A 16,043-nucleotide genomic window follows, 5' to 3' on the forward strand; every position below is an offset into this window, starting at 1 on the left:
AAAGCTATGCAATTATGCTAATAGCAAATTATTCATTGTAGCAATGTTGCTAACTGAAATTTCTTTTGGACAAACAGTCTCACAATGCCGATGATTTGAACAACTTCCAAACCCTTCTTCTTCCATTTGATTTATCATTCTTTCTGCACGCTTCTTACTTTCAATTTTGCCCTGGGGCAACTGCTCAAAATGATTAATCTTTGCAGCCACAAATAGACTTGCTGAAGCATTTGGACAAACTGCAACACATGCACCGCAACCAATACAAGTTGCTGAATCAAATGCACAATCTGCATCATCTTTATTAATTAACTGAGAGTTAGCTTCAGGGGCAGAGCCAACAGAAACAGAGATAAACCCTCCAGACTGAATAATTCGGTCAAACGCTTCTCGCTTAACAGCCAAATCTTTCATAATTGGGAAACTTTGAGCACGCCATGGCTCGATCCAGAGCTCTCTCTGATTAGCATAATCCCTCATATAAAGCTGGCAAGTAGTCGTTGCTTTCTTTTCGCCATGAGGGTGGCCATTAATTACCAATGAGCAGGTGCCACAAATTCCTTCTCTACAATCATAATCAAATACTACGCAATCTTCACCTTTGTCAATAAGTTTCTCATTTAAATGATCAAGCATCTCTAAAAATGAGGTGTCACTATCAATATTTTCAACATCGTAAGTTACAAAACTTCCGTCACTACTCGTATTTTTTTGTCGCCAGATATGCAGTGTGAAATTCATTTATAGTCCCTATATGTTGGCTTAATAAATTCATAATTAAGCTCTTCTTTATGAAGTTCAGGGCCATTTTCATTAAACTCCCATGCAGCTACATAACCATAGTTCTCATCATCTCTCATAGCATCACCACTTTCAGCAAGATACTCAAGGCGCGCATGAGCGCCACAAGACTCTTCACGATCAAGGGCATCAACACACATTAGGTGGCCAAGCTCAATAAAATCTGCAACCCTACCAGCCTTTTCTAGGGTTTGATTAAAGTCAGTATCTGATCCAGTTACTTTAATACTTTGCCAGAAATCAGACTTTAGTTTTTCAATTGATTTCACCGCCTCTTCAAGCGCTTTCTTATCTCTTGCCATTCCGCATGCAGCCCATAAGATACCACCTACTTTTCTATGAAAATAGTCGGGAGAATGTTCTGGCATTGGCGCATTCATTAGTTTCTCTATTCGGCTTTTAACTGCATCGATAGAGGCTATGACCTCAGGGTGATCATTACTTACCTTTTCAAACGTTCCGCGCGCTAGATAGTTAGCAACAGTTTGTGGCGCAATGAAATAGCCATCGGCTAATCCTTGCATCAATGCAGAGGCGCCTAATCGATTTGCCCCATGATCAGAAAAATTAGCTTCACCACAAGCAAACAACCCATCAATCGTAGTCATTAGGTTGTAATCAACCCACAAGCCACCCATTGTGTAATGCGGCGCAGGATAAATCTTCATTGGCACTTCATAAGGATTTTCACCTGTAATACTTTTATACATATCAAACAAGTTACCGTATTTCTCTTTAACTTTATCAATACCCATTTTTTCAATGACTGAAGAAAAATCAAGATAAACACCAAGCCTTTGATCATTAATGATTGAACCAACACCACGACCTTCATCACATATACCTTTAAGAGCTCTTGAGGCGATATCTCTTGGCACTAAATTTGCAAACGCAGGATACATTCGCTCCAGAAAATAATCTCTATTTTCTTCTGAAATCTCATTTGGATTTTTATCGCAATCTTCAATATTTTTTGGCGCCCATATTCGACCGTCATTTCTTAAAGATTCACTCATTAGTGTTAATTTGGACTGACTATCACCAGTTGGTGGAACACAAGTTGGGTGAATCTGAGTGAAACTTGGATTTGCAAAATAAGCACCATTTTTATGTGCTCTCCATGTTGCAGAAGTATTGCAACCCTTGGCATTAGTTGAAAGGAAGTAGGCATTACTATATCCACCAGTACACATTACAACACAATCAGCAACGTGTGAAGAAATTTCGCCCGTGATTAAATCTCGCACTACAACTCCTCGGGCCTTTCCATCAATTATTATTATTTCTAACATTTCAGATCTAGAAGTATGTTTTACTTTTCCAGATGCTATTTCTTTGCTCATTGAGCTATATGCCCCTAACAAGAGTTGCTGACCAGTTTGTCCACGAGCATAAAAAGTTCGAGAGACCTGTGTACCGCCAAATGACCTATTTGCCAAATAACCACTATATTCTCTTGCAAAAGGAACACCTTGAGAAACTGCCTGATCAATTATGTTGCAACTTAACTGAGCTAAGCGATATATATTGGACTCTCTTGCGCGGAAATCACCACCCTTAATTGTGTCATAGAAGAGTCTCCAGGTACTATCACCATCATTTTGATAATTTTTACTAGCATTGACGCCGCCCTGAGCAGCAATTGAATGCGCTCTTCTTGGGCTGTCGTTGTAACAAAAAGACTGGACATTGTAGCCTGCCTCTCCTAGTGTTGCGCATAAAGATGCTCCTGCAAGACCAGTTCCAATAACAATAATATTATATTTCTTTCTATTTTGCGGCGCAATAAGAGCTAAATCAAATTTATGTTTCTCCCATCTACCCTCTAAGGGCCCAGTCGGCACGTTTGGATTAAATTTTTGCATACAAAATACCTAGTGGAATTGAAGCATAGCCTGCCATGATTACAAAAACAATCCCAAATGCAAAACCCTTGGGTTGTTTACTGGAAATACCTAATGTTTGAAGTACGTTTGTCAACCCATGATATAAGTGTGTTGATATTGCAATCATTCCAAGGCCATAAATAGCCCACATCATTGGTCTTTGAAAAATTATCAGTATTTCTGAATATAAATCAATAGAGTCAATTGAAAACATTTGAACACTATGGGTAACTATAAAAATAAGAATAATAGATGCACCAGACCATGCAACTAATCTTGGTATGGCTTTAGGATAAGGCTTCTTATATCTATCACCAGAACTAACATTATTTGATAATTGCCTAGTAACTGCAGTCACAACATGAAAGATAATTGTTATGCTCAATAAGGCGATTAATATTGGCGAGAAGATTGAGCTATTGAACCAGACATAAAGTGCTGTAAAAGCTTGCTCACCGGCATGAAAAGTTAAAGCACCTAAAAGATAAAATATCAAGAAAAAAAACCAGAATAATCCAGCTAATGCCATCATTTTCTTCTGGCGTACAGTGTTATTTTTAATAGAGTTCATCTAACAGCAATATAGCCAATTAATAGCTAGTTATTATATTTTAAAAAAAGGAATTTTAGTCTTAATTAATCTATGTAAAGGTGTTTTTTATATGGTAATTTAAATTTTTTAGTTAATTACACACCATTATACAAAAGTAATGTCTACTAGCTCATTTAATTCAAATATCTAAATAGGTTTCTAGAGAATCATCAAGCGCCTTCAACCATGGCGTATGGTGAGGTGGAGACTGAGTTCCTGTCATCAAAGATGCATGAGATTTATCTCTAAAAGTCATAATTCCATCTTTTTTGTCATGCTTCCAATCCATAAATGTCTTATTAACTCCTTTGATATCAAAATTGGGATAATCAGTTTCATCAATTAACATTTGAGTGTAAGCGCCTTGAAAGTCAATTGCATAAGAAACATCCTCTTGCGCTGTTTCTCTCTTATGCCATTCAAGTGTATGCGCCTGCATATCATCAAATGAAGGTAACTCTATTTTTTCAAGAATAACGTCTCTTGCATACCAAGCTTGGGCGTCAAACATATTAAAGGTATACCATTGATCTTGCATACCTAAATACATCAGCTTTGGATTTTTCTCCCAGACAACGCCTTTAAATAAACCTAATGGGTAAAGAATATTATTCGTTTTCAAGCGGAGTGAATCTGGCAAGAATGGGAAATGGTGAATATAACCTGTACATAATATAATTGAGTCTACATCTTTAGAGCTGTCATCGGCAAAATGAGCAGTATTTCCTGAGACTTTAATTAATGCAGGTTTCTCCTCCCAATTATCAGGCCATCCAAAACCCATTGGAGCCGTGCGATAACTACTTGTAATAGATTTAGCTCCATATTTATAACATTGAGAACCAATATCTTCAGCGGAGTAACTGCTTCCAATTATTAAGATATCTTGACCTTCAAACTCTAAAGCGTCTCTAAAGTCATGAGCATGAAGTATTCTGCCATTGAAATGACTAAAACCATCATAATTTGGAACATTAGGAGTAGAGAAATGGCCACTAGCAACAATTACAAAATCAAATATTTCGGAGTAAGTTGTATCATCAACAAGATTACTGGCTGTGACAGTAAACTGCTCACTTTCTTCATCATATTCAACATTTCGAACGGATGTGTTAAATCGAATCATATCTCTAACGTTAGCTTTCTTAACCCTGCCTTGAATATAATCAAATAAAACCTCTCTTGGCGGAAAGGAGGCTATAGCATGACCAAAGTGCTCTTCAAAGTAATAGTCTGCAAACTCTAAGCACTCTTTTGGGCCATTTGACCAAAGATAACGGTACATACTGCTGTGTGCAATTTCACCATGTTGATCAAGTCCAGTCCTCCAGCTGTAATTCCATAAGCCTCCCCAGTTCTCTTGCTTCTCAAAACAAACAATCTCGGGGACGATTTCACCATTTTCTTCCGCTGATTTAAAAGCTCTAAGTTGGGCCAGACCAGACGGACCAGCACCAATGATTGCTACTTTTTTATTCATCATTTTTCTCTAAGTTAGTTGATTTTTACATTAAACAATTTAAATTATAATTAGTTATGTTACACACATAGATATCAATTTAATCTTAAATATTTGTGGTAATAAATGGTATTTAATGGTATAAAATGGCTTTATGTTTCGTGGAATCCACCTATTATCAATTGATTCGAAAGGAAGGGTAAAGATACCTGTTCGCCATCAAGATCAAGTTGCCAAAATCTGCTCTGGAGAAATGGTACTTAGTATTCATCCTGATGACCCTTGCTTAGTTTTATACCCACTTCCTAATTGGCAGCAACTTGAACAGAAGATTTCTGAACTCCCTTCACTAAATGTTCACTCAAAGAAAATATCCAGAAAACTTATAGGTCATGCTTGTGATTGTGACTTGGATAAAATTGGCAGGATTTTATTACCAAGCTCTCACAAGAGCTATGCAAATTTAACAAATAAAGCGATTTTAAGTGGCCAAGGTACAAGCTTTGAAATTTGGGATGAAAAGGCATGGCAAGAGCAAATTGAAAAACTTGAAAGATTAAGTTCTCAAAATGAGGCTCCTGAAGAGATTTCAAAACTTTCACTTTAAAGCGATGAATAAAGTAAGTGCAATAACTCAATGATAAAATCAAACCATCATGAATCAGTCCTTTTCAGTGAGTCTATTAAAGGCCTTAATATTAAGTCTGACGGTGTCTATGTTGATGCCACTCTAGGTAGATGTGGACATACCAAGGGAATACTAAATAATCTTGGAGATTCTGGAAAGGTTATTGGCCTTGATCAAGATATGGATGCAATCAGCTTCGCACAAATAAATTTACCAGATTCACGCTTAACCCCAATCCATTGTAATTTTTCAAATCTTCAAGATATTCTTAGTCAATTAAATTTATTAGGAAAAGTAGACGGCATATTAATGGATCTTGGTATCTCTTCACCTCAAATTGACAATGCTGAAAGGGGGTTTAGCTTTATGAAAGATGGCGCTCTCGATATGAGGATGGACCAAACCCAAACTATTACTGCAGCAAGCTGGTTAAAGGATAGTAGCGAAACCGAAATTGCTAATGCTCTTTTTCAGTATGGCGAAGAAAAAAGAAGTAGAATTATTGCCTCAACCATTAAAGAATATCAAAAAAATAACGACCTAAACTCAACGCTTGAGCTAGCAAATATTATCTCTACTGTTGTTAGGCCTGGCAAAAAAAAACACCCAGCGACCCGCTCATTTCAAGCCATTAGAATTGCAATTAATGATGAATTAAAAAAACTTTCAGAAGCACTTGAACAGACTATTGATGCATTATCTCCGAAAGGTAGACTTGTAATTATTACTTTTCACTCTATTGAAGACAGAATAGTAAAACAATTCATTCGTAAACATTCTCGACCAAAGCAACTCCCTAAAGGACTGCCAGTCATTGCCAATGATGAGTCTAAATGCTTACTGAAAGATTTAGGAAAAATTAAGCCTTCTGATGAAGAGATAAAAGTGAATAGAAGATCACGAAGTGCCATCCTACGTTTGGTTGAAAAATGCTAGAGATAATTAAAAAAAAATTCATTATTAATATTTTATTAATAGTTTCAATCGTTTCAATCTCAATATTAAGCATTCATTGGCATCATCAAATGTATTTGCTTCATAAAAACGAAAAGATTGTTAAGTCAAATCATGAGCGCATAAATGCTCTAAATAGGCAGCTAATGATGGAATATTCAGAGCTCGAAAGCGGCATAACGATTTATCAAAAATCAAAAGAAGAATTATTGATGTTCGTCCCAATTGAAACTGAAGAGATCTCTATATGAAGATAGCAAGGGTACAGGGCTATAGAAACAGACATGCATTAATTAAAATTAGTTTCATTATTATTATATTAATTTTTATCTACAGAGCATTTAGTATTCCTGACATTAATGCAAATAATGAACCTTTAAAGCTTAAGGCCTCAAATAATTCTGAGTTTACAATTATTGAAAAATCCATAAGGGGTAATATTCTGGACAGGAATAATAATCTTCTTGCTATAAACCTCATACATAAAAAAATTAATCTAGATCCAATGATCCTTCAAGATGAATATATTAATCTTTTGGCTGAAGCCTTGAATATTCCAACGGATGAATTCAGGGAAAAAATAAGTAAAAAGAGAGAAAATAAAAGAAAGTACTTTATTGTTAAGGAAAAATTAAGAGTAAATGACCCTATTCTAAGCAATATTGCTGAACTCAAAAATAAACGCGTTAACATTTGCTTGAAAGAACTTAAATTACCATCAAATAATTTGGCAGATAAAGTTAAATTACTTGTTGGCTTAAAGTTAGCAGCAAAAGAAAAAATAGAAGTGGAAAAGTGTTCTAGGCAATCAATAGCAGGGGTAGCAATCGAATCTAGTGGTTTTCGCTACTATCCTAAAAAAGACTCTGTAGCGCCATTAATTGGAAAAACTAATATTAATAATATTGGGGTATTTGGCATTGAATCAGAATATGATCAATACTTAGCTGGATTTGATGGTGTTAAGCGGTTAGCAGATAATAAAAATAGCTCTAATATCTACTATGACGCAGAGTTAATTAAAAAATTTAAAGAAGGTGCTAATTTAAATTTAACTATTGACTCAGATATTCAATTTCACGTCTACAATGCAATCAAAGAGCAGGCCGAATTCCATGAAGCAGACTCTGCTGCTGCGATTGTGTTATCACCTAATGGTGAAATATTAGCCCTTACAAACTACCCATCAACAGATCCAAACAATCATCAAAACTATAATGCTGATGATTATCGTAATCGTGTTTTCTCTGATAAAACTGAACCAGGATCTACCATGAAGCCCTTTACAATGCTTCTTGCTTTAGATAAAGGCGTAATAACTGCAACAGAAGATGAATTAATTGATGTGACAAGTCGAGTTGGAAACATATTGCCTGACAAAAAATATACAGAGATGACGATTCAAAGAATTCTTGAAAAATCACATAATTTAGGGACAGTAATGGTTGCAGAAAATATTGAAAATGAAGAGTTCTACAACACATGGAAAATGCTAGGTTTTGGAAGCTCACTTGGATTAATGCCTGGAACTGAAAATCCTGGAGTTTTAAGACATTATAGTAATTGGGGCTTAGCTGACAAACGCTCACTTTCATTTGGACATGGCCCCATGAATACGAATCTTGCACAACTAGCAAGAGCTTATCTTGTGTTTGCAAATAAAGGAGCAATACCTTCATTAAAACTTTTTAAAAACACCAGTGCTCCTTATAATTTAGAGCAAGTCTTTTCTCCAGAATCGACTAAAAGAATAGCTGAAATACTCAACTCAGTTGCTTCAGATAATGGATCAGGCTATCGAGCGGTAATTGATGGTTACTCAGTTGCTGGAAAGACAGGCACAGCAGAAATGGTTATTAATGGAAAGTACAGCAAAGATGGGGCTAAAAGAACATATTTCATTGGATTTTCTCCTGCTGAAAATCCAAAATATATTATGGCAGTTAGACTTGACTACCCTAAAAAATGCTTTGTATCTTGGGATCCAACTATGAGAAATCGATGTGAAGGCTCTAATTCAGCTTCTATGGCATTTCAAAAAGCAATGAAAAGAATACTGATTAATGATCCAGATATTAAATCAAAGCTTGAAGGCTAAGTTTACTTTTTAGATACTGGGTTAGCCTTACTTTTCATAATATTTTCCATAACAAGCTTTTCATCATCATGAGTTTTAGCTGAGAGAATTGAGGCTTTTGTTGATTTTCTTTCGTAGTATTTTTCTGCTGCTGTCAAAGTGTAGCCAAATTCTTCCTTAGCCTCATATTCACTTAAAAATGGCTCCATTACACTTAGCTCTTGAAGGCGAGAATACACTCTTTCTTTAGGCTTGAAGGGCGCAAGTAAACCGCCCTTTGAAAGGTCAGACTCAACTTGAGCATACCTTATCAATTCAACCAATACTTCTGACTTAGGAAGATTTCGTACCCTCTCTTCAATAACACTTGAGGATTCAGGATCATTTACAATTGTTGGATAATTAATGACGCATGAAATCATTCTTGACATAAGGCTTTTCATGCTTGAAGAGCGGGCAGAAACTATATTTTTTTGAATTGGCCTATATGGTGGTTCAATTTCACCATAATCATCTGCATTAAACGATGGTATCTCATCAACAACACTTTGCTCTATTGCCTTTTCAACCTGAACAACATTCTGCCCAATGGTTTGGGCAATACCTTCAATTAATTGCTGGCGGTATATTGGATAAGTCACTAAGTTAATTAAAGCTGCAGATTTTTCTAAAAATAAGGTTTTGCCTTCAATTGTATCAAAGGGAACTTCTGATTTTATATGGTCAAATAAAAAACTAGATAAAGTCTGAGATGCCTCTACCCTTTTGCTAAAAGATTTTACTGACTCACTTTTTATTAATGTATCTGGATCCTCTCCATCAGGCAATAATAAAAACTTAATAAGAAGTCCCGAAGTTATTACTGGCAAAGAGGTTTTTAATGCTTTCCAAGCTGCATCTCTTCCAGCTTTATCACCATCAAAACAAAAAATAATTGTCTCCGCTGAGCGAGATAAAACTTGCAGATGAGCTGGGGTAGTAGCAGTTCCAAGAGTAGCAACAACATTCGTTATGCCTTGTTGATGAAGAGCAATCACGTCCATGTATCCTTCTACAACTATAATATAATCAATACGCCTACTATGCTTTCTGCAGTGATAGAGGCCATAGAGTTCTTTTGATTTTGAGAATAAAGGCGTTTCAGGTGAATTAAGATACTTTGGATTATCCTTACTTGATAAGACCCTTCCACCAAAACCTATAACATTACCTTTAGTGTTATGTATTGGAAACATTAATCGATCGCGAAACCGATCATAGAAGTCATCTTTCTTATCTTTTTTTGGAACTAACATCCCCATTGTCAGGAGATCCTGAATTGCTTCATGATTATCTTTAAAAGCATCGTAAAGATTCGTCCAGCCAGGAGGTGCAAAACCAAGTTCAAATCTTTTAGCTATGGCTCCGCTAATACCTCTATTTTTGGCATAATCAACCACCTTTTTTTTAGCTGCAGATTGTTTTAATTGATTTTGATAAAATTCGCTAAGCTCTGACATTAATTTATTGTATCGCTCAAACCTCTTATCAACAGGTTTAGCAGTCTGGTCATATACAACTGAAATTCCAGACTCCCCTGAAACTGTTTCAATAGCCTCAACAAAGGCTAAATGATCATACTTCATTATAAAATCAATTACACCACCACTTTCTCCACAGCCAAAACAGTGGTATATTTGCTTATTAGGCACGACCGTGAATGACGGAGTTTTTTCTTCATGGAAGGGACAGCATGCCTTAAAATCCTTCCCAGCCTTTTTTAAAGCGACTCTCTTATTAATTAGGCCGACAATATCTACCCTATTGGGCAAATCATTGATAAAATCTCTGTCAATAAAAGGCATAATTTATATGTTAATCTTTAGTTTCATTTTATTTTTATTTTAATGTTAAACATCAAATTTATTCACCCTAAATTTTTTCCAACTTGGATTTTAATTTTGCTAATGCGAATTGGAGTGTTTATTCCTTTTAGCACCCAAGTAATTATTGGCAGGACAATTGGTAAAGCAATGTACCCATTAATGTCAAAATTACGCTCAACTGCTTATTCCAACATATCTCATTGCTTTCCTGAAAAAAAACAATCGCAAGTTAATGCTTTAGTTAAAAGCCACTTTGAAGCAATAGGCATAAGTCTATTTGAAACTGCGAATGCATATTATGCTAGTGATAAAAAAATTATTAAACTATTAACAACTAAAAATGAGCATTTTTTTAAAGATGCTCTTAAGCAAGAAGGTGGAATTATCCTACTTTGCGCTCATTTTATGCCCCTTATGTTAGGTAGCCGTGCCCTTCTTATTAATCACACAATTGCCAATATTTATAGACCTCAAAACAACAAACTATTTGACCAGGCTATGGTCAAAGGGTACAAAAAACATGGCGCTGTAATGATTAAAAGTACGGATACAAGGTCAATCGTAAAAGCCATAAATAATAGTCTTCCAATTTGGTATGCCCCTGATCAAGATCTTGGCGAAAAAAATAGTGTATTTGCCCCATTGTTTGGAATTCCAACAGCAACTGCCTCAGCAACGGCTAGGCTGGCTAAAAATAATAATACTAGGGTCATCCCATACAGTTTTATAAGAACAAAAAAGGGATATGAAATGTCATTTGATGAGCCGCTACAAAACTTTCCATCTAATAATCCAGTTGGTGATGCGACAACTACAAATATGATTCTTGAAAAACAAATAAAAAAAACACCTGAGCAATACTTATGGATTCATCGCCGATTTAAAACAAGGCCGGAGGGTGCAAAAAACTTCTATAAAAGTAATTAATAATATTTCATTAGAAATACAACAATTAAAAAAAATAGAGTATAATTCCCTTCTTAAATTTTGTCACATACAACGTTAATTATGTCAATCGATACACAAGCTATTATTAAAGAATACCAAAACGACTCAACTGATACGGGGTCTGTCAATGTCCAAGTTGCCCTTCTAACAGCAAGAATTAAGCATTTAACTGAGCACTTTAAAACACATAAAAAAGATCACCACTCAAGAAGAGGGCTTTTACGTTTAGTTTCTCAGCGTAAAAAACTACTAGCTTATGCTAGAACTAATGACGTCACTACGTATTCAAATTTAATTTCGCGACTAGGCCTTAGAAAATAAATATTTACGTGAAATAAATTCAAGCCCCTATTTTGGGGCTTTTTTATTATTTGTAGCAGTAAAATAACGCTATGGAACTTTCTGCAAATTATCAAAAAATATCTGAACTGATTGAACGTTCTACTGTTTTAGCAGAACATTTGGCTGTTGATGAAAAGATTGAGCGCTTGGAAGAAGTTAAATTAGAGCTAGAAAACCCTGAAATATGGTCAGAACCTGAAAAGGCACAAGCACTGGGCAAAGAAAAAGTCGTCCTTGAAAACCTCTGCGAAGTTTTTTCTCACTCATCAAGTATTTTAAATGATGCTAAAGAACTCCTTGAGATGGCTGAAGCTGAAAATGACTCAAAAACAGTTAATGGGGTCGTTTCAGATTTAAATGAAATAGAAGAATTAATAGCATCATATGAATTTAGAAGAATGTTTAGTGGCAATATGGATCAAAATTCTGCATATCTAGATATTCAATCTGGATCTGGAGGAACAGAGGCCCAAGACTGGGCTGAAATGATTTTAAGAATGTATTTAAGATGGGGTGATAAACATAATTTTAAAGTTAAGTTAATGGAGGTTTCAGCTGGAGAAGTTGCTGGAATTAAATCTGCAACTATTCACTTTGATGGTGACTATGCATTTGGCTGGCTAAGAAGTGAAATAGGCATCCATAGGCTAGTTAGAAAATCTCCATACAATGCAAATGGAAAAAGGCATACCTCATTTTCTTCAGTTTTTGTGTCCCCAGAAATTGATGACAATATTGAAATAGATTTAAACCCCTCTGACCTTCGAATTGATACTTACCGTGCCTCAGGTGCTGGCGGTCAGCATGTTAATAAAACTGAATCTGCAGTTAGAATCACCCACTTACCAACTTCAACAGTTGTTCAATGTCAAGATGGGAGATCTCAACATGCTAATAAAGATCAGGCAATGAAACAATTAAAATCTAAATTATACGAGCTTGAAATGCAAAAAAGAAACAGTGAGAAGCAGGATGTTGAAGACTTAAAGTCAGATATTGGCTGGGGGCATCAAATACGCTCATACGTTCTTGACCAGTCACGTATTAAGGATTTAAGAACAGGGGTTGAAAGTAGTAATACTCAGGATGTGCTCGATGGTAATTTAGATCAATTTATAGTAGCAAGCCTAAAAGCAGGCCTATAAAAATAAACCTTCATCGATTTACATTGCATTGGTAAAATTGTTATTAAAAATTAATGTTAAACAATGAAAGCCTTAGATCAAATTCAGTTTAATGAAAACGGACTAGTTCCCGTAATTACTCAGGACTTTTCATCTTCTGAAATTTTAATGATGGCGTGGATGAATAAAGAAGCGCTATCTTTAACTGTAAAAACGAAAAAAGCAGTCTATTTTTCGAGGTCTAGAAAAAAACTTTGGTTTAAAGGCGAAGAGTCTGGCCATAGCCAAGATATAGTTGAGATTTATACAGACTGTGACCAAGATGTTATTCTGCTTAAGGTAAACCAACAAGGCGGTATTGCTTGCCATACAGGCCGTGCTAATTGTTTTTTTAATAAACTTGAAAATAATGAATGGCAAAGTATCTCAGAGGTCATCAAAGATCCAAAGGAAATTTATGGATAACATGCTTTTAGCTTTAGAAAAAATACTTGAAGAACGAAAATCATCCTCAGAAGATAAATCCTATGTTTGCTCTTTATATCGTCAAGGAACAAATAAAATCCTGGAAAAGATTAGCGAAGAATCAGATGAAGTTATTAAAGCTACCAAAGAAGAGGGAAGAGAAGAAGTTATTCATGAGGTAGCAGACCTTTGGTTTCACTTGTTAGTTTTACTGCGTCATGAAAATATTTCGCTTGAAGAGGTTGAATTAGAACTAGCCTCTCGTTTTGGCATATCTGGTCATCAAGAAAAAGCCTCTAGAAATAAATAGATTATTGTATTAGCTCAAAAGCACCTATAATTCCATCAGCTACGTCAGTAATTCTTTTATTTTTGTCCATAGCCATCTTCCGAATAGATTGATAGGCTTCATCTTCAGTTATCTTGTTATGCTTCATCAGCAAGCCTTTAGCTTTTTCAACTGCCTTTCTCTCAGCTAACTGATTTCTAGTAGCATCTAACTCATCTTTGAGTGCTTGAAACTCTCTAAAACGCGCAATTGCAACATCAATAATCGGCTGCACTCGTTTTTCCTCAAGACCATCAACAATATATGCATTAACTCCTGCCTTAATGGCAGTACCAGCCATATGATCCTCTGAGCTTTCTGTAAACATTACAATAGGCTTAGGTTTAGTCTTATTAACATCCCTCAAGTTAGCAAAAACAGCCTCATCTGGAATATCTGCATTGACAATGACAACATCAGCATGGGTAATTTCATTACTTGTTGCAAGATTAACACTTCCCTCTAAGCGAGAGATAACTTCATGACCTTTGTCTTGAAGTGCGCGTCTAAGAATCGCAGATCGCCCCATATTCTCATCAACTAATATAATTTTTAACGCTGTTTGTTTCATTTTAATTTAACTAATTTGAAATTTTTTTGATAGTCGATAATATACCTCATTAAATTCATCTTTCATATTTGATTAGGGTTTAGTAGTTTTAAATATTCTGCTTCCGTAAGAATTTCAACCTGATGAGTTTTGGCATCTTTAATTTTTGATTGGCCAATATTTTCACCAATAATTAAAAAATCAGTTTTTGAACTAACACTTTTTCCAACATTCGCACCAAGAGCTTTAGCTTGTTTTTGAAGTAAAGCCCTAGATTCACTCATTGTTCCAGTAAAAACAATCTTTTTACTATTAAAAGGATTGGTACTTTGATTAATTAAAGTATTTAGGGATGTTTTCTCTAACTCAAAACCTCCTGAAATCAAAGCTTCATATTGAGGCTTAATTAAAGTTAAGCCATCAAAAATTAATTCTGCAGTGATTTCAGCAAAGCCATCAATATTTGAAATATCTTCTACAGATAAATGAAAAATTTGTTCGATTGAATAATTTCTTAATAAATTTTCACAGTTCCCCATTCCAAGTCTTTGCACCCCAAAAGAAGCCAAAAACCTCCAGTCTTCAATACTTTCTTTTCTTGATCTAGTGAGCTGATTAATTAGATTATGAGAGGTTTTTTCACCAAACCCCATAGAAATTAATTTAGCTTCATTTAGAAGATAAATATCACTTACTTGACGAATGCCTTCAGCGTAAAGTTTTTGAATTGTAGCTTGTCCAAATCCATCATTGTTTGCAAGAATCCGAAAAAAATATATTATTTTTCCAGTAATTTGATCTGGACACATCTCATGATTGAAACACATTAGAAAATCAGAGTCCCAGCTTAATTTATACCCACAACTAGGACAGTTAGTTGGAATATCTACATCAGCTGTTTTCAAAACTTTATTAATCTTTGGAATTACTAATCCGCTACGAGTAAGCTCAATAACACTGCCAGCCCCTAATCCCTGATCTTTTACAAGGCCATAATGATGACCAGTAGCTCGATAAATTGTTGCACCACTAAGTTGAGTTGGCTCTAATTCAGCAACAGGTGTTATCTTACCCGTTCTTCCAACTTGAGCAGTTATTGATAGAACCCTAACCTGAGCTTTTTCTTTATTTTCTTTAAAAGCAATTTGCCAACGGTGAAATTTACGGTTTGAGCCCATATGTTTTTTAAGTTCTGGGTTTACTATTTCAAATACCACTCCATCTATATCAAAATCAACTCCATGTTCAAGCTGGCTAACAATATCAAGAAATTGACTCCTGAATTCATCAATATTTCCAAGCCACTGAGGTAATTGATTAAATGGCACAAATAAAGCAGCTTTTGCACTAATTGCATCAATTGCAAAACTGTCTAACTCTTTTTCTTTAATCAAGCTAGCCTGGAAGTTTCTTGGGAATTCAAAATGACTACTGAGATATTTTTCAAAATAGCTTCGTTTAATAACTATTTCTCCAGGTCCTTGACCTCTTTCACTATTATTAAAAACTCCAAGTCCTCTTTCGAAAACTCTACTTATATCACTTCCTTTATTACCATCACCCCTTGTATAAAGCTTATTTCCATCATCATAACCAGCAAAACCGTCCAACTTAGCTGTTCCTTTAATTTGAATATTTGTGAGCAAATAATTAATTTCCGTTGAATACTTCTCAATTCTTTCCAGCCATTTATTTACCTCTAACCAATTGTAGGCCTTATCTGTTGATAGCATTTTTTCAGGAAGTTTAATTTTTTCCTCAGCGAAACCAGTACTCTCATTTTCAACTTTTTGTAAAAATGGATTTCTTGGAAGGCGCTTAGCTAGTTCAGGAATAAAAATAAAATCGTAATTTTCATCACTAATAATTGGGTTGCCATTCCTATAGCTTTCATTTGCAAATTTGCAAAATTCAAGCAAATCAGAATCTGAAAGATCTTGAACTAGAAGTTGCTGACTAGAAATTTCTAGAATTTTTTTAGTTGAAAGCATGATTACTTTACAATCTAGCAAATAGTTAAAAAG

16 protein-coding genes are annotated in these 16,043 nt (G+C 35.1%); 9 read left to right on the plus strand and 7 right to left on the minus strand.

Annotation, left to right across the window (positions count from 1 at the left end; all coding sequences use genetic code 11):
• Positions 1–12: 12 nt before the first annotated feature.
• From ABXT49_RS06600 to ABXT49_RS06615, 4 genes are all read right to left on the minus strand, one after another.
• Positions 13–741 carry a succinate dehydrogenase/fumarate reductase iron-sulfur subunit gene (locus ABXT49_RS06600; RefSeq protein ID WP_416651349.1) on the minus strand — a complete coding sequence of 243 codons (729 nt, stop codon included), beginning with the start codon at positions 739–741 and terminating at the stop codon, positions 13–15.
• Positions 738–2,666, minus strand: coding sequence for a fumarate reductase/succinate dehydrogenase flavoprotein subunit (locus ABXT49_RS06605; protein WP_416651351.1), 1,929 nt, complete (start codon positions 2,664–2,666; stop codon positions 738–740). The genes ABXT49_RS06600 and ABXT49_RS06605 overlap by 4 nt, the downstream gene beginning before the upstream one ends.
• On the minus strand, positions 2,653–3,258 hold the full coding sequence (locus tag ABXT49_RS06610; protein WP_416651352.1) for a hypothetical protein: 606 nt from the start codon (positions 3,256–3,258) through the stop codon (positions 2,653–2,655). The genes ABXT49_RS06605 and ABXT49_RS06610 overlap by 14 nt, the downstream gene beginning before the upstream one ends.
• Before the next feature lie 160 nt (positions 3,259–3,418).
• Positions 3,419–4,759: an NAD(P)-binding domain-containing protein gene (locus tag ABXT49_RS06615; protein ID WP_416653547.1), complete on the minus strand. Its 1,341-nt coding sequence runs from the start codon at positions 4,757–4,759 to the stop codon at positions 3,419–3,421.
• A 133-nt stretch (positions 4,760–4,892) separates the two neighbouring features.
• Here ABXT49_RS06615 and mraZ point away from each other — a divergent pair, with 133 nt between their 5' ends.
• From mraZ to ABXT49_RS06635, 4 genes are read left to right on the plus strand one after another with little or no spacing between them, the layout of a single operon-like run.
• A complete protein-coding gene (gene mraZ / locus ABXT49_RS06620) occupies positions 4,893–5,345 on the plus strand; it encodes a division/cell wall cluster transcriptional repressor MraZ (RefSeq protein WP_416651353.1) in 453 nt (150 codons plus the stop codon).
• A gap of 30 nt (positions 5,346–5,375) precedes the next feature.
• Positions 5,376–6,302 carry a 16S rRNA (cytosine(1402)-N(4))-methyltransferase RsmH gene (gene rsmH, locus ABXT49_RS06625; RefSeq protein WP_416651355.1) on the plus strand — a complete coding sequence of 309 codons (927 nt, stop codon included), beginning with the start codon at positions 5,376–5,378 and terminating at the stop codon, positions 6,300–6,302.
• A complete protein-coding gene (locus ABXT49_RS06630; RefSeq protein WP_416651357.1) occupies positions 6,296–6,571 on the plus strand; it encodes a hypothetical protein in 276 nt (91 codons plus the stop codon). The genes rsmH and ABXT49_RS06630 overlap by 7 nt, the downstream gene beginning before the upstream one ends.
• Positions 6,568–8,418: a peptidoglycan D,D-transpeptidase FtsI family protein gene (locus ABXT49_RS06635; RefSeq protein ID WP_416651359.1), complete on the plus strand. Its 1,851-nt coding sequence runs from the start codon at positions 6,568–6,570 to the stop codon at positions 8,416–8,418. Before ABXT49_RS06630 ends, ABXT49_RS06635 begins: the two co-directional genes overlap by 4 nt.
• A gap of 2 nt (positions 8,419–8,420) precedes the next feature.
• Here the strand turns inward: ABXT49_RS06635 and dnaG are convergent, their stop codons facing one another.
• Entirely contained in the window at positions 8,421–10,241 is a 1,821-nt protein-coding gene (gene dnaG / locus ABXT49_RS06640; RefSeq protein WP_416651361.1) for a DNA primase, read from the minus strand.
• A 42-nt stretch (positions 10,242–10,283) separates the two neighbouring features.
• On the opposite strand from dnaG, the gene ABXT49_RS06645 reads away from it, so the two are divergent.
• The 5 genes from ABXT49_RS06645 (at position 10,284) to ABXT49_RS06665 (ending at position 13,451) form a co-directional block, all read left to right on the plus strand.
• Positions 10,284–11,189 carry a lipid A biosynthesis acyltransferase gene (locus tag ABXT49_RS06645; protein WP_416651362.1) on the plus strand — a complete coding sequence of 302 codons (906 nt, stop codon included), beginning with the start codon at positions 10,284–10,286 and terminating at the stop codon, positions 11,187–11,189.
• A gap of 81 nt (positions 11,190–11,270) precedes the next feature.
• On the plus strand, positions 11,271–11,531 hold the full coding sequence (rpsO, locus tag ABXT49_RS06650) for a 30S ribosomal protein S15 (RefSeq protein ID WP_416651363.1): 261 nt from the start codon (positions 11,271–11,273) through the stop codon (positions 11,529–11,531).
• 71 nt (positions 11,532–11,602) lie between these two features.
• A complete protein-coding gene (prfB, locus tag ABXT49_RS06655; RefSeq protein WP_416651364.1) occupies positions 11,603–12,697 on the plus strand; it encodes a peptide chain release factor 2 in 1,095 nt (364 codons plus the stop codon).
• A 63-nt stretch (positions 12,698–12,760) separates the two neighbouring features.
• Positions 12,761–13,141 carry a phosphoribosyl-AMP cyclohydrolase gene (hisI, locus tag ABXT49_RS06660; RefSeq protein WP_416651365.1) on the plus strand — a complete coding sequence of 127 codons (381 nt, stop codon included), beginning with the start codon at positions 12,761–12,763 and terminating at the stop codon, positions 13,139–13,141.
• On the plus strand, positions 13,134–13,451 hold the full coding sequence (locus ABXT49_RS06665; RefSeq protein WP_416651367.1) for a phosphoribosyl-ATP diphosphatase: 318 nt from the start codon (positions 13,134–13,136) through the stop codon (positions 13,449–13,451). Before hisI ends, ABXT49_RS06665 begins: the two co-directional genes overlap by 8 nt.
• Position 13,452: 1 nt before the next feature.
• Here the strand turns inward: ABXT49_RS06665 and ABXT49_RS06670 are convergent, their stop codons facing one another.
• A complete protein-coding gene (locus tag ABXT49_RS06670) occupies positions 13,453–14,040 on the minus strand; it encodes an ANTAR domain-containing response regulator (RefSeq protein ID WP_416651369.1) in 588 nt (195 codons plus the stop codon).
• A gap of 62 nt (positions 14,041–14,102) precedes the next feature.
• On the minus strand, positions 14,103–16,010 hold the full coding sequence (locus ABXT49_RS06675) for a BRCT domain-containing protein (RefSeq protein WP_416651371.1): 1,908 nt from the start codon (positions 16,008–16,010) through the stop codon (positions 14,103–14,105).
• Between the last annotated feature and the right edge of the window lie 33 nt (positions 16,011–16,043).

The organism is Candidatus Pseudothioglobus sp. Uisw_086, assembly GCF_048085745.1.
Lineage (GTDB): Bacteria > Pseudomonadota > Gammaproteobacteria > PS1 > Pseudothioglobaceae > Pseudothioglobus.

Bases quoted from the DNA above. Each gene is read 5' to 3' on its own strand.
- ABXT49_RS06600 (WP_416651349.1), bottom strand. From the start codon at position 741: ATGAATTTCACACTGCATATCTGGCGACAAAAAAATACGAGTAGTGAC.
- ABXT49_RS06605 (WP_416651351.1), bottom strand. From the start codon at position 2,666: ATGCAAAAATTTAATCCAAACGTGCCGACTGGGCCCTTAGAGGGTAGA.
- ABXT49_RS06610 (WP_416651352.1), bottom strand. From the start codon at position 3,258: ATGAACTCTATTAAAAATAACACTGTACGCCAGAAGAAAATGATGGCA.
- ABXT49_RS06615 (WP_416653547.1), bottom strand. From the start codon at position 4,759: ATGAATAAAAAAGTAGCAATCATTGGTGCTGGTCCGTCTGGTCTGGCC.
- mraZ (WP_416651353.1), top strand. From the start codon at position 4,893: ATGTTTCGTGGAATCCACCTATTATCAATTGATTCGAAAGGAAGGGTA.
- rsmH (WP_416651355.1), top strand. From the start codon at position 5,376: ATGATAAAATCAAACCATCATGAATCAGTCCTTTTCAGTGAGTCTATT.
- ABXT49_RS06630 (WP_416651357.1), top strand. From the start codon at position 6,296: ATGCTAGAGATAATTAAAAAAAAATTCATTATTAATATTTTATTAATA.
- ABXT49_RS06635 (WP_416651359.1), top strand. From the start codon at position 6,568: ATGAAGATAGCAAGGGTACAGGGCTATAGAAACAGACATGCATTAATT.
- dnaG (WP_416651361.1), bottom strand. From the start codon at position 10,241: ATGCCTTTTATTGACAGAGATTTTATCAATGATTTGCCCAATAGGGTA.
- ABXT49_RS06645 (WP_416651362.1), top strand. From the start codon at position 10,284: ATGTTAAACATCAAATTTATTCACCCTAAATTTTTTCCAACTTGGATT.
- rpsO (WP_416651363.1), top strand. From the start codon at position 11,271: ATGTCAATCGATACACAAGCTATTATTAAAGAATACCAAAACGACTCA.
- prfB (WP_416651364.1), top strand. From the start codon at position 11,603: ATGGAACTTTCTGCAAATTATCAAAAAATATCTGAACTGATTGAACGT.
- hisI (WP_416651365.1), top strand. From the start codon at position 12,761: ATGAAAGCCTTAGATCAAATTCAGTTTAATGAAAACGGACTAGTTCCC.
- ABXT49_RS06665 (WP_416651367.1), top strand. From the start codon at position 13,134: ATGGATAACATGCTTTTAGCTTTAGAAAAAATACTTGAAGAACGAAAA.
- ABXT49_RS06670 (WP_416651369.1), bottom strand. From the start codon at position 14,040: ATGAAACAAACAGCGTTAAAAATTATATTAGTTGATGAGAATATGGGG.
- ABXT49_RS06675 (WP_416651371.1), bottom strand. From the start codon at position 16,010: ATGCTTTCAACTAAAAAAATTCTAGAAATTTCTAGTCAGCAACTTCTA.